Consider the following 18,166-nt stretch of genomic DNA (forward strand, 5'->3'; position numbering starts at 1 on the left):
CGGGACACATCTTTACCGCTCGGGAGCTGACCGTGCCGCCGAGTGGGCAAAAACGTTATACAACGCCCCGATAAACAGCAATACGCAGGTGCCGAGAAATACCGGCCGCATGCCGAAATGGCCGCCGACAACACCCCCCAGCAGCGGGCCCGCCACCTGGCCGACATATTGCGACGAGGTGGAATACCCCAGGATTTTGCCGGCAATCCTGTCCGGCACGTTGTGGCGGATGACGCTGGCGATACAGGGCAACAGCCCTCCTAATGCCAGTCCCATGAAAAACCTCAGCACCACCAGTTGCCAGCCCCGGCTGACAAATGCCTGGGGAATCAGCAAAACCGCCGCCGCCAGCAGGCAGCCGATGATCACATTCCAATGACCGCTGCGGTCGGCCAGCTTGCCCAGCCAGGATGCTGACAGAATGCTGCCCAGGGCCGCAGCGGACATGGCGAATCCCGCCACCAGGGTCACCTGTGAAAAGGGCACCAACTGCCCCACGTAAAGGGTAATGATAGGCTCGATGGACATATTGGCGATCATCAGCAGCGCACCGGTAATCAGCATGGCGATAACGGGTTTGCTCATGCGCGCCGCGCCGGCGGGCGCCGGTTCGGCAGCCCGTTTTTTTGCCGCGCCAGGCTCCTCCTTTAATAAAAAAGTGGTGGCGAGGAAAGCGATGAATATTGCCGCCCCGGCGGCGATAAACGTCCCGCGGATGCCAATCAGCGGCGGCAGAGTGCCCCCTATCAGCGGGCCGGCGAAATTACCGGCCATGATGCCGGATGACATTATCCCCAGCGCCCAGCCGGTGCGGGCTTTCGGCGTTTGGGTCGCCACCAGGATCATCGAACCCGAGGCATAGCCGCCCAGCAAGCCGGCGAGCAAACGCAGCGCCACCAGCTGCCAGACGCTTTGCGCCATGCCCAGCAACGTCATGGCGACGGCCATCCCGAGGCTCGCCCGGATCAGCATCAATTTACGCCCGTATCGATCTCCCAGGCGGCCCCACAGCGGCGCGGTAAACGCCGCGCTGAAAAATGTGGCGCCATAGGCTACCCCGGACCATTGGCTGATGGCCGCATGTCCCGTTGCCCCCAGTTGCTCCACGTACAAAGGCAGGAAAGGCAGCAATAGCGTCATGGCGATAATGGTGGTAAAGGAGCCGAAAACACAAACAAATAAATTACGCTGCCAGTAGCGACTACCGTCAGCGATATCCACCGAGGCATTAACCATGATAATTCCTTTAACCGCCAAAATACTCAGGCAATATCCGCTTATTCATAAGAGATTTATAGCCATTAGAAGCAAAAATAATACCAATCAAATACCAATGAAAACAACTTCTACCGTCGGGGTAAAAAAATCTTAAAAGACGAGCTGCTCTTTATTTCCGGATTAGAGACGATACGGTTGCTCATTGTATATTCTGCGGCAGATTCATCCTAAAAACGCTTTTATATCATCATAAAAAGAGAGTAACGATTTGTTAATGAAAGGTTATATTTTGCTAAATTCTTAATATTACGCTTTAAAAACAATCAGATAACAGGCATAAGCGTTAATTATCTTAACCAGGCGATAACATCACTTTTTGGTTTACATGCGGATGTCCGACTAATAGAATCGGGTTTGAATAGCAGACAGTATTGGGCCAAAAGCAACCTCAATAATATTGCCCTGCCGTATACTTACTTTTATATATAGAGACACTGCGCATGAAAGAGCATTTCGTCGCGGGCCTTTGCAGGAGTCTGTTGGCGTCTGCCCAACGGCAAAAGGCTGCGAACAACGCCCCGGTGGATGTTGTCCTTATCGGCGGCGGCGTCATGAGCGCCACCCTAGGCACGCTTATCAGGGAACTTGAGCCGGACTGGTCTATTCATCTGTACGAGCGCCTGGATAAACTCGCCCAAGAGAGCTCAGACGGCTGGAATAATGCCGGCACCGGCCATGCGGCATACTGCGAATTGAATTACACGCCGGAACAGGCAGACGGATCCATTGATATTTCCAAAGCTGTTTCCGTCAACGAATCATTTGAAATTTCCCGGCAATTCTGGGCTTATCTGGTTAAAAACCAGCGGGTGGGCGCGCCGGAAACCTTCATTAATAATGTCCCGCATATAAGTTTTGTCTGGGGCGAGGAAGATGTGAATTTCCTGCGCAAACGCTATGAGACATTACAGCAAAGCACCCTGTTTAAAGGCATGGAATATACCGAAGACAGCCATGTCATCAAACAATGGGCGCCCGCGATTATGGAAGGCCGCGATCCCTTTCAGAAAGTGGCGGCTACCCGGATGGCGATGGGCACCGACGTCAATTTCGGCGAACTGACCCGCCAGATGCTGGCGTCGCTGGCGCAACGGGGCGGATTTGATTTGCACCTTAAGCATGAGGTGGTAAACATAACGCGCCGGGAGGATGCGACCTGGGAGATATCCGTCGCCGATTTGAACAATGGCGGCAAACGCTCCAGCGTCCGCGCCCGCCACGTATTTATCGGCGCCGGCGGCGCGGCTCTTACGCTGCTGCAAAAATCGGGCGTTCCGGCGGCAAGGGGTTATGCCGGATTTCCGGTGGGGGGCAAATTCCTGGTGACCACCCGGCCCGATATCGTCAATCAACATCAGGCAAAAGTTTATGGCAAAGCCTCGGTGGGCGCCCCGCCGATGTCGGTGCCGCATATCGATACCCGCATGCTGGACGGGCAACGTTCCCTTTTGTTTGGGCCTTATGCCACCTTCAGCAGTAAATTTCTCAAGCAGGGGTCGTGGTTCGATCTGTTTTCGTCGCTGAACCGGCATAATCTGCTGCCCATGCTCCGCGTCGGCTGGGATAATCTGAATCTGCTGCGCTATCTCATAAGCCAGGTACTGATGTCGGATACCAAACGCCTGGAGGCATTGCAAGCCTATTATCCCGGGGCCCGGCTGGAGGACTGGCAATTAATCGATGCCGGCCAGCGGGTACAGATCATCAAAAAAGACCCGGTCAAGGGCGGTATTCTGCAGTTCGGCACCGAGATGGTCAGCGCGGAAGACGGATCGCTGTCGGCGCTGCTCGGGGCATCGCCGGGGGCGTCTACCGCCGCGCCAATCATGCTGGAACTGCTGAACAGCATGTTTAAATCCAGGGCGGCTTCGCCGGCCTGGCGCGACCGGCTGCAAGAGATCATTCCCTCCTATGGCCGGTCTCTGAACGGCGATGGGGAGTTGACCGATCGGATCCATGCCTATACCAGCCGCGTTTTACAACTGCACCTTGCAAAAAACCGGCCGCAAGCCGAGCAGGCGTCGGCCAAGGCATGGGAAGCGTTGCCCAAGGTCATCTGAACCGGCCGGTGATTTAACCGGCGGCTGTACGGTTCAGATTGCGATCGCCGCCGAGAGTTTGAGCATTCAGGGTTTATCTTGCTATAACATTGTTTATTATCTGCATAGCGTCCCACGTTGCGACGCGATAAAACGATGAAGGCATACCATGAATACTACCCGTTCGGCGCACCAGGAAGATTTGTTTTCATCTCTGGCCATCGTTTTATCCCGGCGGGACTGGGAAAATCCCGCCAGCACGCATTACCGGCGATTGCCCGCGCATCCTCCGTTCAACAGCTGGCGCGACGAAGACGACGCACGGCGGGATCTGGATTCCCCCAGCCGCCTCACCCTCGACGGTGAATGGTTTTTCAGCTATTTCAAGGAGCCGCAGGCCGTACCGGAGAGCTGGCTGCAGGAGGATTTGCCCGATGCCAGGGGAATAGCCGTCCCCTCCAACTGGCAGATGGCGGGCTACGACCTGCCCATCTACACCAATGTAAAATACCCCTTTCCAGTGGATCCGCCGCGAGTGCCTGAGCACAATCCCACCGGCTGTTATTCCCGCGATATCACCATACCCGATGGGTGGCTGAACCAAGGGCGGACCCGCATTATCTTCAACGGGGTGAATTCGGCGTTCTATCTCTGGTGCAACGGGCTGTGGGTAGGATATTCCCAGGACAGCCGGCTGCCGGCGGAATTCGATCTCAGCGGCTACCTGCATAGAGGGCAAAACCGCCTGTGCGTCATGGTGCTGCGCTGGTGCGACGGCAGCTATCTGGAAGATCAGGATATGTGGCGCATGAGCGGCATTTTCCGGTCCGTATCCCTGTTGCACAAACCGGCGGTGGGGTTTCATGACATCCGCATCCGCACCCGGCTGGACGCGTTATATACCGACGGCGTGCTGGACGTCTGCGTTGCGCTCGCGCCGCCGGAGGCCGGGTTAAGCGGTTACAGCCTCGTGGTTTCCTTGTGGCGGGAGGATGAACGCATCTCCGAGCACCGTATGCCGTTCGGTTCCGCGATTATCGATGAACGGGGTCGTTATCCGGAACGCGCGGATATGCGGATTGCCGTGGCGGCGCCGCGCTTATGGAGCGCTGAAACGCCGCATCTTTACCGGGCGGTGGTGGCGTTACGGGACAGCGAGGACGCTATCCTGGAGGTGGAGGCCTACGACGTGGGGTTCCGGCAGGTGGAAATCAAAGACGGGCTGTTGCAGCTCAACGGCAAACCCCTGCTGATTCGCGGCGTTAATCGCCATGAGCATCACCCGGCCCGGGGACAGGTCATGGATGCCGAGAGCATGCGGCAGGATATCATGCTGATGAAACAGAATAACTTCAACGCGGTGCGCTGTTCCCACTATCCCAATACGCCGTTATGGTACCGCCTGTGCGATCGCTACGGCCTGTATGTGGTGGACGAAGCCAATATTGAAACACACGGGATGGAGCCCATGAACCGGCTGTCGGACGACCCGGTCTGGTTCCCGGCTTTCAGCGAACGGGTAAGCCGCATGGTGCAGTGCAACGGCAACCACGCCAGCATTATTATCTGGTCCCTGGGCAATGAATCAGGCCACGGCGCAACCCACGATGCCCTCTATCACTGGGTCAAGTCCAGGGATCCCGGCCGCCCGGTGCAGTATGAGGGGGGCGGCGCCGATACCCCGGCCACGGATATCATCTGCCCGATGTATGCGCGGGTGGACGAGGATCAGCCCTTTCCGGCGGTACCCAAATGGTCGATAAAAAAATGGCTGAGCCTGCCCGGCGAGCGCCGCCCGCTGATTTTGTGCGAATACGCTCACGCCATGGGCAACAGCCTGGGCAACTTTGCCGACTATTGGCGGGCTTTTCGTCAATATCCCCGCCTGCAGGGCGGATTTATCTGGGACTGGGCGGATCAGGCCCTTGAGCGCGTTGACAACCAGGGCCGGACCTATTGGGCCTACGGAGGCGATTTCGGCGACCGGCCCAACGATCGTCAATTCTGCCTCAATGGTGTAGTTTTCCCCGATCGCACGCCGCATCCGGCACTGTTCGAAGTAAAAAAACAGCAGCAGTTTTTTCAGTTCCGTCTGCTGGAAACCCAGCCGTTACGTATCGAGGTGGAGAGCGAGTATCTGTTCCGTCCCAGCGATAACGAAATTTTACACTGGTCTCTGGAGCTGGAGGGGACGCCCCTGCGGCACGGGGAATTACCCCTCGGGCTTGCCCCCGGGCAGACAGCCGCGCTGACGCTGGCCGAGAGCCTGCCGCCGTTGCACAGCGAGGGACGGCTCTATTTACAGGTGCGCATCCTGCAGCCGGCCGAAACGCCCTGGTCTCCCGCCGGTCACTGCGTCGCCTGGGAGCAATGGCCGCTGGCCTGCGGCCGTTTGCCGCTCACGGCGCCGGATAGCTCGGCGGGCGATGTTCCGCGCCTGCATGAAAAAGAAAGCGAATTTGTTGTCTGCCACCGGCGGCAGCGCTGGACGCTGGATAAAAACAGCGGCTGGCTGAGCCAATGGTTTGACGATGAACGGCCGGCTTTACTGGCGCCGCTGACGGATCAATTCATACGCGCGCCGCTGGATAATGATATCGGCGTCAGCGAAGCGGACCATATCGATCCCCGCGCCTGGGTAGAACGCTGGAAAGCCGCCGGCCTGTTTGATCTTGAACACCGCTGCCTGTCCATTGAGGCCGAACAGCTGTCGAATCGAGTCATTTTCCGCGCCGTGCACGGCTATTTCCGCCAAGACAGTCTTTTAATACAAAGCGTCTGGCATATCACCCTTGATAAGAGCGGACAGATGGAAACCGACATCCGGGTGACGGTGTCCCCGAGCCTGCCTCCCCTGCCGCGGGTCGGCGCGGTCTGCCAGTTGAACGGCGTGGTGAAGGAGGTTGACTGGCTGGGGCTTGGGCCCCATGAAAACTATCCGGACCGGTGCGATGGGGCGCGTTTTTCCCGGTGGCGCCTGCCCTTCGAACAGATGCACACCCCCTATATCTTTCCCAGTGAAAACGGCTTGCGCTGTTTTACCCGCCGGCTGGAACTTGGGGAGTGGCAAATCAGTGGGGATTTTCATTTTTCCGTCAGTCGCTACGGCACCGGGCAATTGACCCGCGTCACGCACCGGCATCTGCTGGAGCCGGAGCCGGGAATGTGGCTGAACCTGGACTACCGACATATGGGGGTGGGCGGCGATGATTCCTGGAGTCCGAGCGTACACGAAAAGTACCTGCTGAACGACGGGGAATACCGCTATACCTTACGTTTTCGGCGGGAGGAGGCCCCACGCCAGGGTTCGGATGCAACCGGCGGCTAATGCATCTGCCCTTGTACAGGTTAACGATTGACATGGAGACCGGTTTGTCGCTACCGTCTCTCTACGTCCATTGCCGGTATGGCAATAGCGTCCGAACCACTGGCACAGGCTTTCAACCGGAGAGGTTTATACATGCCGGCCAACAACGTCACGATTATCCGGTCTATCGAGCTTAAAGATAAAGACAAGTGGAAACAGCTTTGGCGTCGTTATCTCAGCTTCTACTCCACCATCCTCGATGACGCGTTATACGATTTTACCTTCCGGCGCCTGGTAAACGGCGGCCATCCGGCCATGTTCGCCTTCGTGGCGGAAAGCCAGGGCCAGATCGTGGGGCTGGTGAATTGTGTCGTGCATGAAAGCAGTTGGTGCCAGGAACCGGTGGTTTATCTGCAGGATCTTTATGTGGATGAGAGCATGCGCGGCAAGGGAATCGGTCATTTATTGATTGAAAAAGTCTATGCCCATGCGGATAAAACCGGCAAGGCCGGCGTTTACTGGCTGACCCAAACCAATAATCAAATCGCCATGGCGTTGTACGATAAAATAGCCAGGAAGACTGATTTCATTCAATATCAGCGCTAGCGCGCGACATCCGGTCCTTGCCCGTTTTACCCCAAGGCTTTCCCCCTTTGCGCCAAAGGCGATTATACTTTTATAACGACATAATTTTCAGGCCAGATTTTTTAATACGGCGGAGAGAGTACGGCAAATACGGCCTTAATCCCCCGGCGGTACATCTGGCATTAGGCCGGCAAGGAGGATTATTTGTACAGTCCAGACCGACTTAGGCATAGCGTTATCCCTCCGTATATCCTGCGCCGTATCATGGAACGGGGCAGCGAGCAGCAGCGCTTGAATGCCCGCCAGACCCTGACCCATGTCCATAGCCTGATGGGGCGCAATCCTCTGCCCGCCCGCTATCAGGTCGCCCAGCAGGCCGGCCAGGTGAAGCGGGGGATATACGACGCGCACCAGGCCATGACCCTGCCCGGCACGCTGGTGAGGCAGGAGGGACAAGCCGCGGCCGATGACCGGGCGGTTAACGAAGCCTATGATTATCTGGGCATCACCTATGATTTTTTCTGGCAGATATTCCAGCGCCATTCACTTGACGCAAAAGGATTGCCGCTGACCGGCTCGGTCCATTACGGCATCGAGTATCAAAATGCCTTCTGGAACGGCGAGCAAATGGTGTTCGGCGATGGCGACGGCGAAATCTTCAATCGTTTTACCATCGCGCTGGACGTGGTGGCCCACGAGTTAGCCCATGGCGTCACGGAAACCGAAGCCAATTTGATCTACTTTGAGCAGGCGGGAGCGTTAAACGAATCTCTGTCGGACGTATTCGGTTCGCTGGTTAAGCAGTTCCATCTGCGACAGACCGCCGCGCAGGCTGACTGGATTATCGGAGCGGGGCTGCTGACGGAAAAAATCGCCGGCCGGGGCTTACGTTCCATGTCGTCCCCCGGCAGCGCTTATGATGACCCGCTGCTGGGCAAAGACCCGCAGCCGGATCATATGCGGGAATTTGTCCGTACTCGCGAGGATAACGGCGGCGTGCATTTGAATTCCGGCATCCCTAATCGGGCGTTTTATCTGGCCGCCACCGCGCTGGGGGGATATGCCTGGGAAAAAGCCGGTTATATCTGGTATGCCACCTTATGCGATCACCGGTTAAAGCAAAATGCCGATTTCGCCGCGTTTGCCCGCCTGACAATCCAGCATGCCGGCCAGCACTTTACCGATGAGGAAGCTCAGGCGGTTGAACAGGCCTGGCGCGCAGTGGGCGTATCGTCGTGACTACACGGCCGTTGGCCGCTCGGTTCGGTATTTATCCGGACGACGCCGCAATCTGTCCCGGAGAGGAAGATGGACCAATGCCCTGTGCTTGATGAACAGACCGTGATCGAAGTGTCGCGAGAGGGCGGATTTGCCTACATCCCCGCCCTGCTGGCGCGCCGGCGTTTCAGCCTGGGGCAGATGCCGTCCGGGCAGCGGGAGCGGCTGTGCGCGTTAATCAGGCAGTTGCTGATGCAGTCCCCCCCGGGCGGACGTTGTCCGGGCAGCGGCGATACGCGTTACTTCCGGATCCATATCCTCAGGCCGGATAACCGGCAATCGCCTTCCTTTTTCGAACTGCTGGTGCCGGAGGCCAGCGCTCCGTCGGAGCTGGCCCGGTTCTGGCAAGAGGGACGGACGGCGGAGAATTGATTAAGGCGTGATATAGCGCGGGACGACGCGTTTTTTCGAGATCAGTCCATCGCCATGGGGGCAAAAATAGTCCGCCGCCCCACAGGCAATCAGTACATCCAGCGGTTTGCCGCAATCAGGGCATAACACTTCCCGCTTGAACCGGCCCTGGCAGGACGGGCAGTAAAAATCCTCACCCTGCCGCTGAAGTTCATGTTGGCACACCGGGCATATATCATCCATCGTGTCTTCCTTAAACAAGCATCAGGGGCTCAGTAAAATCAGCCTTTATTTTAGCCGGTTCCCGCCCAGAATTGAGCACCGCCTGTGCGCTAGGACAACAGTACCGTCCGGACACTTTGTCAGCAAACTGAGGCCCCTATAGGGCCTTGAGTTTTACTTGCTCTTTTTGATGTGGCTTATCAGACGTTTGCGCTTGCGCATCTGGTTTGGCGTCAGGGTGTTGTGTTTGCCGGCAAAGGGGTTAGCCCCTTCATTGAACTGAATACGGATCGGCGTTCCCATGATTTCCAGCGAACGGCGAAAATAGTTCATCAGGTAACGTTTATAGGAATCCGGTAAATGTTTCACCTGGGTACCGTGTATCACCACGATGGGCGGATTGTATCCCCCGGCATGGGCATATTTCGGTTTCACCCGGCGCCCGCGCACCAGCGGCGGCTGGTGTTCTTCGATGGCCATCTGCATGATATTGGTGAGCATGGAAGTGCTGATGCGTTTGGTGGAACAGCGATAGGCTTCGTTGATGGATTCAAACAGATTGCCTACGCCGCTGCCGTGCAGCGCGGAAATAAAATGCACCCGGGCGAAATCGATAAAGCCCAGACGCATATCCAGCGTCTCCTTGACTTCATCGCGGATTTCCTGCGTCAGGCCATCCCACTTGTTCACCGCAATCACCAGTGAGCGCCCGCTGTTCAGGATAAAACCCAACAGCGAGAGATCCTGATCGGAAATGCCTTCCCGTGCATCAATTACCAGCAAAACCACATTAGCGTCTTCAATGGCCTGCAATGTTTTGATAACAGAAAACTTTTCCACCGTTTCGGTTATTTTGCCGCGTTTGCGCACGCCGGCGGTATCGATAAGGATATATTCCCGCTCATCCCGCACCATGGGGATATAGATACTGTCACGGGTGGTGCCCGGCATATCAAAAACCACTACGCGATCTTCCCCCAGTATCCGGTTGGTCAGCGTGGACTTGCCGACATTGGGACGGCCGACAATGGCCAGTTTTATCGGCAGGGACTGCGGGTCAAAGGCCTCTTCCTCTTCGTCTTCAGGAATGCCCTCTTCATCTTCCGGCCAGGGCTCCTGGCCCGGATACTCCACCACCTCTTCTACTTCTTCCACCACCAGCGGCGAGAGGGCATCTTCCAGCAGGCTGTTGACGCCGCGGCCGTGTGACGCGGCAATGGCATAAACCTCGCCCAGGCCGAGGGAGTAGAAATCACCCACCGCGCTGTCGGCATCAATGCCGTCGGTTTTGTTGGCCACTACCAGCGTGGTTTTTTGCCGGCTGCGCAGATGCTTGGCTATGCCTTCATCCGCCGGCATCAACCCGGCGCGGCCGTCCACCATAAACAGCACGATATCGGCTTCTTCAATGGCCACCAGAGATTGGCCGGCCATGCGGGTTTCAACTCCCTCTTCATTGCCGTCGATACCGCCGGTATCGACAACGATAAATTCATGGCCTTCCCATTCCGCACGACCATACTTGCGGTCACGCGTCAGCCCCGGGAAATCCGCCACCAACGCATCGCGAGTATGCGTTAACCGATTAAACAGGGTGGATTTTCCTACATTGGGGCGCCCAACCAGCGCGACGACAGGTATCATTGTTACAACCTCATAAGGTAATAAAGTATTTCAGCACGAAACTGGGCTGATTATATAAGACAAAACGGCTCCTGAACATGTCAGGAGCCGTTGATGACCCGCGAACTGAGAATCAGACGGGTAAATCCCTATTTTTTAGCGGGTAAACGCGTAAACCTCGCCGCCGTTGGCCTGAACCAGCAGTTTGCCGCCGGCGACCACGGGTTTGCTCTGCAATCCGGAACTGTCAACTTTATTCTGCGCCACGAATCGCCCGTCGTCAGTATTTATCCAATGCAGGTAGCCTTGCGAGTCGCCCGCCACGAGATAACCGTCGAACAGGACCGGCGAAGTCAGGTTACGATGCAGCAGTTCGCTTTGCGTCCACAGGGTAACACCGCCCTGTATATCCAGCGCCAAAACCCGATCGTCCTGGTCCACGACATAAATCCGGTTGCCGTCCACAATCAGGTCGTTGACCGAACCCACTTCACGCTTCCAGGCAATCTGGCCGGAACGCAAATCCAAGGCGGCCAGGTTACCGTTGTAAGCCAGGGCGTACACCATATTATTGACCACCACCGGCGAGGTGTTCACATCACCCAGGCGGGCGATTTCCGTCGCGCCGGTGGTTTGTGAAATACGCTGCTGCCAAATCATCTGGCCCTGCGCCAGCATGATGGCGCTGACACGGCCGTTGTCGCCGCCCACAATCGCCGCGCCAAAGGCGGTGACCGGCGCGGACTCGCCCCGCAGGGTCAACGGCGGCATATCCAGATTCGCCGTCCATTTTATCGCGCCGTCGGTCTGGCTGAGGGCTTGCAGCATGCCGTTGCTGGTATGAATCAACACCAGGCCGTCGCTGATAACCGGCGTCGACAGGGCTTCGCCGGCGACTTTCGTCTGCCAGGCCACCGTGCCGTCGTCGGCGCTCAGGGCGTAGACCACCGCCTTTTCGCTGCCGATATAAAGCCGATTGTCCGCCACGGCGACGCCGCCGGATAACAGTGCGGGGAGGTTACTGGACAAGAAGCCGGTTTTTTCCGACAAATCCACCGACCAGATTTCCTTGCCGGTATCAATATCCAACGCTTTCACCGTGCCGCGACGATCCGCTGCGAATACGCGGTTGTCCTGCCAGGCCGGGTGAAGATTGGAGTAAAATTCGCCGGTGCCGTTACCGACCGATTTGCTCCATACTTCGGTCGGCTGGAACTGATTGTCCACTTTTGGCAGCGGTGACATGACGACCACATCCTCTTCACCGCTGAACCATGAACAACCGCTGAGCAAAGCTAATGAAATCAGTCCGACGAAACATGTTTTACGCAATTGCATGGGGTCCCTCTTAGCTGGACAAGTTATTCAGTTTCATGCGCAACAAGGCCTGTAATGCCTGCGGCGGATTCGCTTTAAGCGCTTTGTCATAAGCGTCCCGCGCCGCTTGGTTATTACCCTTGATCAACTGGGCGTCGCCGCGGACATCGTCCGCCAGTGCCGACCAGGCCGCAGGTTTTACTCCGGCCAAGGTCGTGAGCGCGCCGTCCACGTTTTTCCCTTGAAGCTGAACACGAGCCAGACGGAGATTAATCAACGACTGAAGATTTTCTTCTTTCGTCTGGGTTAAGGCTTTCTTCAGTTGTTTTTCCGCGGTGGCGAAATCACCTTTTTCCGCATAAAAACGTGCCAAATCCATGGAGGTCAAGGCACCATAGTTGTTGTTATTGCTGTCGGCAAACTTCTGCGCGGCGTCGACCCGCTGCTGGTCCGCATCGCTGGTGAGCGCGGTATTGACCTGCTGCCAGGCGGCGGACGATTTCATCATCGAGTCGTTTTGATGGTTGTGCCAATAACGCCAGCCCACCAACGCGGCGATACCGATAATGACGCCGATAACCAGCGCCTTACCGTTATCCGCAAAAAACCGCACCAGCGCTTCACGCTGTTCGTTTTCCGAGCTGTAGACTTCCACGTGGTCTTTCTCCTTAACCTAAAATCGATGCCAGCCGTGCAGCAACATCGCTTTGCGCCAGCGTTTCCTGGTCGCCGGTGGCGAGATTTTTCACCACCACCTGCTGCGCGGCAACTTCGTTCTCTCCCAAAACCAAGGCCAACCGTGCACCCCATTTGTCGGCGCGGCCGAACTGCTTCTTGAAATTGCCGCCGCCATAGTTGGTCATCAACCGCAGGGCGGGCAAAGCGTCGCGAAGACTCTCCGCCAGGGCCATTGCCGCGCTCAGGGTCGCCTCGCCGGAGGAGATCAGATAGACATCCACCGTCGGCCGGGGTTTGAAATCCGGATTGACCGCCTGCACCAGCAGCACCAAACGCTCCAGACCCATGGCGAAACCCACCGCCGGCGTGGCGCGTCCCCCCAGCTGTTCAACCAATCCGTCATAGCGGCCACCGCCGCACACCGTTCCCTGCGAACCAAGGCTGGTGGTCACCCACTCGAAGACCGTGCGGTTATAGTAGTCCAGGCCGCGCACCAAACTCGGATTTACCGTATATGGGATACCGGACTGCTGTAAAAGTTCACACAGTCCGGCAAAGTGTTTACGGGACTCTTCATCAAGGTAATCGGTTAGCACCGGCGCGTCTTTCAGCAAAAGCTGAATATCTTCATTTTTGGTGTCCAGGACACGCAGCGGATTGACATACATGCGACGGCGGCAATCCTCGTCCAGCCGGTCCTGATGCTGTTCCAGAAAGGCCACCAGGGCATCGCGGTAATTCGCGCGCGCTTCAAGGGAGCCAATGGAGTTGAGCTCAAGGGCGACGTGCTGATGAATGCCCAGCGCCCGCCACCAGCGGGCGGTGAGGAGGATGAGCTCCGCGTCGATATCCGGCCCCTGCAGGCCGAACACCTCGGCGCCGAGCTGATGGAACTGGCGATAGCGGCCCTTTTGCGGGCGTTCATGCCGAAACATCGGCCCAATATACCACAGGCGCTGTTCCTGGTTGTAAAGCAAGCCATGTTCAATGCCGGCGCGGACACAGCCCGCCGTGCCTTCCGGCCGCAACGTCAGGCTGTCGCCGTTGCGATCCTCGAAGGTGTACATCTCTTTTTCCACAACATCGGTCACTTCGCCGATAGCGCGCTTGAACAAAGGGGTCTGTTCAACAATCGGTAAACGGATTTCACTGTAACCGTAACCGGCCAGTACATCCTTCAGTATGCCTTCAATACGCTGCCAGACTGCCGTTTCTTCCGGCAAATAGTCGTTCATGCCGCGAATGGCCTGGATGTTAGTTGCCATGTCGATTCTCTATAAAAAATTACTTATCAATCAAATTAACGACAATGCGATTGCTGTCATCAAGCATGGCCGCCTTGGCGCGGATTTTAGCTTCCAACTGATCGATCATCTGTTCGTTATCGAAACGGTCGCGCTGGCGCACGCCGTCTTCATAAAAACCGCTCTTATTGTGGCCGCCGGTGACGCCGATGGTGGACACCAGCGCCTCCCCCGGACCGTTAACCACACAGCCGATAATGGACACATCCATCGGCGTGACGATATCTTCCAGCCGCTGCTCAAGGGCATTGACCGTACCGATAACGTCGAATTCCTGGCGCGAACAGGTGGGACAAGCAATGAAATTTATGCCGCGGGCGCGAATGCGCAGGGATTTGAGAATATCAAATCCTACTTTGACTTCTTCCACCGGGTCGGCCGCCAGCGAGATCCGCAGGGTATCGCCGATGCCTTCGCTGAGCAGCAGACCGAGCCCGATGGCGGATTTCACCGCGCCGCTGCGCGCGCCGCCCGCTTCGGTAATCCCCAGATGCAGGGGCTGATCGATGCGCGACGCCAGCAAACGGTAGGATTCAACCGCCAGAAAGACATCCGACGCTTTGACGCTGACTTTAAACTGGTTAAAATTGAGGCGATCCAGTATGTCGACGTGGCGCATGGCGGATTCAAGCAAGGCTTCCGGCGTGGGTTCGCCGTATTTTTCCTGGATGTCGCGCTCCAGCGAACCGGCGTTGACGCCGATGCGTATGGGAATGTTTTTATCACGGGCGCAATCCACCACCGAGCGGATACGCGCTTCGCTGCCGATATTGCCGGGGTTGATGCGCAGGCAGTCCACCCCATACTCGGCGACTTTCAGCGCGATGCGATAATCGAAATGGATATCCGCCACCAGCGGCACGCTGACCTGCTGTTTTATCAGGCGAAAGGCGTCAGCCGCATCCATGGTCGGCACCGAAACGCGGACGATATCAACCCCCACGCGCTCCAGCGCCTGGATTTGCCGCACCGTCGCCGCCACGTCGGTGGTACGGGTATTGGTCATCGATTGTACGGCAATAGGCGCGCCATCACCAATCGGCACCTTGCCGACATAGATCCGAGTAGATTTCCGGCGGTTAATGGGTGCGTGATTATGCATACATTCTCTCCATAATTGCTCAATTCAGCCTAATTAGCGGCTATGGTGAGTCTCGCAACCTGGTTTGATCTGACATATCGGCTCAAATCCACCGGTTTGCCCTGATATTGAATCTGGACCGCCGCAGGAGCGCCGATTTTCAATTTGAACGGCGCCTGACCGGCAAGATTGAGTTTACCGCCGGGACGCTGTGTACCGCTGAACAGTTTTTTACCGGTGGCGTCGGAGACTTCCAGCCAGCAATCGGCGGTGAAATTCATCACCAGCCCGTTGGTGCCGGCCTCGCCTTCGGTCGGCGCCGGTGCCGGTGCCGAAGATGCGGGCTGCTGGGTTGCGGAAGAGGTCGGCGCGGCGGCGGGCGCGTTATTTTGCGCCGTGGCCGGCGAGGTCGCGCCATTGGCATTAGCGCTGTTGGCGACAGGGGCCGCTGCCGCACCCGGCTGAACCGGGGTGGCGGGCGAAGTGGCGCCCGCGGCGGCGGCATCGCTGCCGGCGGACTGATCCGCCGCCGGCTGGCCCGCGTCGTCGCTGCCGGTGCCATCGTCACCGTTTTGACCGCCGGAAGCGGTATTGTCGTTATCGCCCCCCTGGTTCAGCTTGGTGGAGGATTGATCGGCCATATCGGAGATATCCTTTTGCTGCGCCTGATGGTTTTGCCACCACCAGGCACCGGTCAGGCCTATCACCACGAACAGAATGAGCCAGGTAAATCCCATTAACCAGCCGTCCCGCTTTTTGCGGGTTTTTCCGAGGGCAAAAGTCTGCATCGGCGCGACTTTCGAGGCTCGCACCGGCGCCTGTTTCGCCATCATCGGCAAAATTTCTTCTTCGGAAACGTGAACCAACCGGGCATAGGAGCGGATATAACCCCGCAAAAAGGTCGAGGCCAGATTGGGATTGGCCCTGTCCTCTTCTATTTCCTTCACGGTCGTGACCTTCAGGCACAGCCTTTCGGCCACCGCCTGCTGGCTGAGTCCCATTTGTTCACGTGCCTGACGCAGGCGTCCGCCTGTCGTTGTTGATGCTGTCTGATCTTGGAGGGCTTCAGTATTCATTAGCTAGGAACTGCTGGTACTGTTTAGATTGTGGAAAACTTCGCGCAAGCCGTGTGCCATAACGTTGAACGTCATTGTGGCGTCCCGCTAACGCAGCGAAACGAATCTGTAACCATAAACTTTCAGCACTTGCCGGAAGAATATGCTGATAAATATCCAATAATAGTTGTGCTTTATCGCCTTTCCCTTCACTGAACTGCCGGTCTGCTTCCGCCAGCAAAGCTACGCCCTTTTCCGGGTCGTATTTCAGCGCGCGACTGAGTAACGTCCGCGCCTCATCGTTTTGACCGGCTTTGAAAAAACAATAGCCGGCATTTTCCAGACTATCGGCGACCTGTCCGTAATCCGTTGACCGTGCCGCAGCAGCAAACTGTTGTTGCGCCGATACATACTGCCCTAAACTACATAAAAACGCACCGTAATTATTCAGTACCGAGGCGTTTTGCGGCGCCAATTTCAGCGCCAGGTTATAACGATTCTGCGCGGCGTCGTTTTCGCCGACCCGTTGTTCATAAAGCGCCATGCCCAATTGGGTTCGGTAATCGGCGGGGGCGCCTTTTACCGCCTTGTCGAGATTCTGCCGCGCCGCATCAAGATTATTGGCCGCCAGATATTCCATACCCAACTGCAATCGGGTTTGAGATGACTGTGATGATATCTCGGTATCATGTTTGTCACCGGCGCATCCATTCAACAACCCGAATAGCAATAATACTCCTGTTAACCGTCTCAGCGTCATGCCTGTTCCCTTTTATCCTCTGAAGATTCGGTTATTTTCATCGCCGCCCGTCCGGCGGCGGCTCATCACAAGGTTCTCACCGCGATTGGCTCTCCGGCCATGCGCTTATGCAGAGTCCGTTTAGTGCGATCGATAACATCCCCCGCCAATTGCCCGCAGGCGGCGTCAATGTCGTCACCCCGGGTTTTGCGCACGATAGTGGTAAAACCATAATCCATCAGCACCTTGGAGAAACGATCGACCCGGCTGTTGGAGCTGCGCCCGTACGGCGCGCCGGGGAAGGGATTCCACGGAATCAGGTTAATCTTGCAGGGCGTGTCCTTCAGACACTCCGCCAGCTGATGCGCGTGTTCCGTACCGTCGTTGATATGATCCAGCATGACATATTCCACCGTCACCCGCCCCTGGTTGGCATTGGATTTATCCAGGTAGCGGCGCACAGCCGACAGGAACATGTCGATATTGTATTTTTTATTGATAGGAACGATTTCGTCACGGATGGCATCCGTCGGGGCATGCAGCGAAATGGCCAGCGCCACGTCAATCATATCCCCCAGCTTGTCCAGCGCCGGAACCACGCCGGAAGTGGAGAGGGTGACGCGGCGTTTCGACAGGCCGAAACCAAAATCGTCCAGCATGATTTCCATCGCGGGCACCACGTTGGTGAGGTTGAGCAGCGGCTCACCCATGCCCATCATCACCACATTGGTGATGGGCCGCTGGCCGGTAACCTTGGCGGCGCCGATAATCTTCGCCGCGCGCCACACCTGGCCGATAATTTCCGACACCCGCAGGTTACGGTTGAATCCCTGCTGGCCGGTGGAGCAGAACGTGCACTGCAGTGCGCAGCCCACCTGGGAGGAGACGCACAGCGTAGCGCGATCCTCTTCCGGAATGTAAACGGTTTCCACCTGCTGGTCGCCGACCTTAATCGCCCACTTGATGGTGCCGTCGCTGGAACGCTGCTCGCTGGCCACTTCCGGGGCGCGTATTTCGGTCAAGGTTTTTAATTTGCCGCGCAGCGTCTTGTTGATATCGGTCATCTGATCAAAATCGTCACAGCAATAATGGTACATCCATTTCATGACCTGATCCGCACGAAAGGGTTTTTCGCCGATGCCCAGGAAAAATTCGCGCATCTGCTGGCGATTCATATCCAGCAAATTCAGCTTTTGGTTGAGGGATGCGGGCTCGGCGAGTTCCACCGCCGCTGGCGGCATTTCAGGTACATATTGCTCTGACATGGTAATGAAGGCCTCGTTATTACACGTTATGGCGCGGAAAAGAT

General features: G+C 56.9%; 15 protein-coding genes. 5 read left to right on the plus strand and 10 right to left on the minus strand.

What is annotated here, in order from left to right; genetic code table 11:
* Window positions 1-12 precede the first annotated feature (12 nt).
* Entirely contained in the window at window positions 13-1,236 is a 1,224-nt protein-coding gene (locus ACL2XO_RS20490; RefSeq protein ID WP_413725232.1) for an MFS transporter, read from the minus strand.
* A 482-nt stretch (window positions 1,237-1,718) separates the two neighbouring features.
* Here ACL2XO_RS20490 and ACL2XO_RS20495 point away from each other — a divergent pair, with 482 nt between their 5' ends.
* From ACL2XO_RS20495 to ACL2XO_RS20515, 5 genes are all read left to right on the plus strand, one after another.
* Window positions 1,719-3,338 (plus strand): malate:quinone oxidoreductase, encoded by a 1,620-nt coding sequence (locus ACL2XO_RS20495; protein ID WP_413741396.1) that lies wholly within the window; start codon window positions 1,719-1,721, stop codon window positions 3,336-3,338.
* A gap of 148 nt (window positions 3,339-3,486) precedes the next feature.
* Entirely contained in the window at window positions 3,487-6,645 is a 3,159-nt protein-coding gene (locus ACL2XO_RS20500; protein WP_413741397.1) for a beta-galactosidase, read from the plus strand.
* 132 nt (window positions 6,646-6,777) lie between these two features.
* Window positions 6,778-7,230, plus strand: a complete 453-nt coding sequence (locus ACL2XO_RS20505) for an N-acetyltransferase family protein (protein ID WP_413741398.1) — start codon at window positions 6,778-6,780, stop codon at window positions 7,228-7,230.
* Window positions 7,231-7,413: 183 nt separating this feature from the next.
* Entirely contained in the window at window positions 7,414-8,448 is a 1,035-nt protein-coding gene (locus tag ACL2XO_RS20510; protein WP_413741399.1) for a M4 family metallopeptidase, read from the plus strand.
* Window positions 8,449-8,517: 69 nt separating this feature from the next.
* Entirely contained in the window at window positions 8,518-8,859 is a 342-nt protein-coding gene (locus tag ACL2XO_RS20515) for a protealysin inhibitor emfourin (protein ID WP_413741400.1), read from the plus strand.
* On the opposite strand, the gene ACL2XO_RS20520 is transcribed toward ACL2XO_RS20515, so the two are convergent.
* The 9 genes from ACL2XO_RS20520 to ACL2XO_RS20560 all read right to left on the minus strand — a co-directional run bounded on the left by ACL2XO_RS20520 (window position 8,860) and on the right by ACL2XO_RS20560 (window position 18,122).
* On the minus strand, window positions 8,860-9,081 hold the full coding sequence (locus tag ACL2XO_RS20520) for a zinc ribbon domain-containing protein (protein WP_413741401.1): 222 nt from the start codon (window positions 9,079-9,081) through the stop codon (window positions 8,860-8,862). It abuts the gene before it with no gap.
* Window positions 9,082-9,234: 153 nt separating this feature from the next.
* On the minus strand, window positions 9,235-10,704 hold the full coding sequence (gene der / locus ACL2XO_RS20525) for a ribosome biogenesis GTPase Der (RefSeq protein ID WP_132926775.1): 1,470 nt from the start codon (window positions 10,702-10,704) through the stop codon (window positions 9,235-9,237).
* 135 nt (window positions 10,705-10,839) lie between these two features.
* Window positions 10,840-12,021 (minus strand): outer membrane protein assembly factor BamB, encoded by a 1,182-nt coding sequence (bamB, locus tag ACL2XO_RS20530; RefSeq protein ID WP_413725237.1) that lies wholly within the window; start codon window positions 12,019-12,021, stop codon window positions 10,840-10,842.
* A 10-nt stretch (window positions 12,022-12,031) separates the two neighbouring features.
* On the minus strand, window positions 12,032-12,655 hold the full coding sequence (locus ACL2XO_RS20535; protein ID WP_132926771.1) for a YfgM family protein: 624 nt from the start codon (window positions 12,653-12,655) through the stop codon (window positions 12,032-12,034).
* A 13-nt stretch (window positions 12,656-12,668) separates the two neighbouring features.
* Window positions 12,669-13,943, minus strand: coding sequence for a histidine--tRNA ligase (hisS, locus tag ACL2XO_RS20540; protein WP_132926769.1), 1,275 nt, complete (start codon window positions 13,941-13,943; stop codon window positions 12,669-12,671).
* A gap of 19 nt (window positions 13,944-13,962) precedes the next feature.
* Window positions 13,963-15,084, minus strand: coding sequence for a flavodoxin-dependent (E)-4-hydroxy-3-methylbut-2-enyl-diphosphate synthase (gene ispG, locus ACL2XO_RS20545; protein ID WP_132926767.1), 1,122 nt, complete (start codon window positions 15,082-15,084; stop codon window positions 13,963-13,965).
* A gap of 29 nt (window positions 15,085-15,113) precedes the next feature.
* On the minus strand, window positions 15,114-16,139 hold the full coding sequence (rodZ, locus tag ACL2XO_RS20550; protein WP_413725238.1) for a cytoskeleton protein RodZ: 1,026 nt from the start codon (window positions 16,137-16,139) through the stop codon (window positions 15,114-15,116).
* On the minus strand, window positions 16,129-16,878 hold the full coding sequence (pilW, locus tag ACL2XO_RS20555; protein ID WP_132926763.1) for a type IV pilus biogenesis/stability protein PilW: 750 nt from the start codon (window positions 16,876-16,878) through the stop codon (window positions 16,129-16,131). The genes rodZ and pilW overlap by 11 nt, the downstream gene beginning before the upstream one ends.
* Before the next feature lie 65 nt (window positions 16,879-16,943).
* Window positions 16,944-18,122 carry a bifunctional tRNA (adenosine(37)-C2)-methyltransferase TrmG/ribosomal RNA large subunit methyltransferase RlmN gene (locus ACL2XO_RS20560; protein WP_413725239.1) on the minus strand — a complete coding sequence of 393 codons (1,179 nt, stop codon included), beginning with the start codon at window positions 18,120-18,122 and terminating at the stop codon, window positions 16,944-16,946.
* Window positions 18,123-18,166 lie beyond the last annotated feature (44 nt).

It is taken from the genome of Sodalis sp. RH15, assembly GCF_047324255.1.
Classification (GTDB): domain Bacteria; phylum Pseudomonadota; class Gammaproteobacteria; order Enterobacterales; family Enterobacteriaceae; genus Acerihabitans; species Acerihabitans ligni.

Coding starts and splice junctions, on each gene's coding strand:
- der (WP_132926775.1), bottom strand. CDS start 10,704: ATGATACCTGTCGTCGCGCTGGTTGGGCGCCCCAATGTAGGAAAATCC.
- ACL2XO_RS20495 (WP_413741396.1), top strand. CDS start 1,719: ATGAAAGAGCATTTCGTCGCGGGCCTTTGCAGGAGTCTGTTGGCGTCT.
- rodZ (WP_413725238.1), bottom strand. CDS start 16,139: ATGAATACTGAAGCCCTCCAAGATCAGACAGCATCAACAACGACAGGC.
- hisS (WP_132926769.1), bottom strand. CDS start 13,943: ATGGCAACTAACATCCAGGCCATTCGCGGCATGAACGACTATTTGCCG.
- bamB (WP_413725237.1), bottom strand. CDS start 12,021: ATGCAATTGCGTAAAACATGTTTCGTCGGACTGATTTCATTAGCTTTG.
- pilW (WP_132926763.1), bottom strand. CDS start 16,878: ATGACGCTGAGACGGTTAACAGGAGTATTATTGCTATTCGGGTTGTTG.
- ACL2XO_RS20500 (WP_413741397.1), top strand. CDS start 3,487: ATGAATACTACCCGTTCGGCGCACCAGGAAGATTTGTTTTCATCTCTG.
- ACL2XO_RS20520 (WP_413741401.1), bottom strand. CDS start 9,081: ATGGATGATATATGCCCGGTGTGCCAACATGAACTTCAGCGGCAGGGT.
- ACL2XO_RS20515 (WP_413741400.1), top strand. CDS start 8,518: ATGGACCAATGCCCTGTGCTTGATGAACAGACCGTGATCGAAGTGTCG.
- ACL2XO_RS20505 (WP_413741398.1), top strand. CDS start 6,778: ATGCCGGCCAACAACGTCACGATTATCCGGTCTATCGAGCTTAAAGAT.
- ACL2XO_RS20490 (WP_413725232.1), bottom strand. CDS start 1,236: ATGGTTAATGCCTCGGTGGATATCGCTGACGGTAGTCGCTACTGGCAG.
- ACL2XO_RS20560 (WP_413725239.1), bottom strand. CDS start 18,122: ATGTCAGAGCAATATGTACCTGAAATGCCGCCAGCGGCGGTGGAACTC.
- ispG (WP_132926767.1), bottom strand. CDS start 15,084: ATGCATAATCACGCACCCATTAACCGCCGGAAATCTACTCGGATCTAT.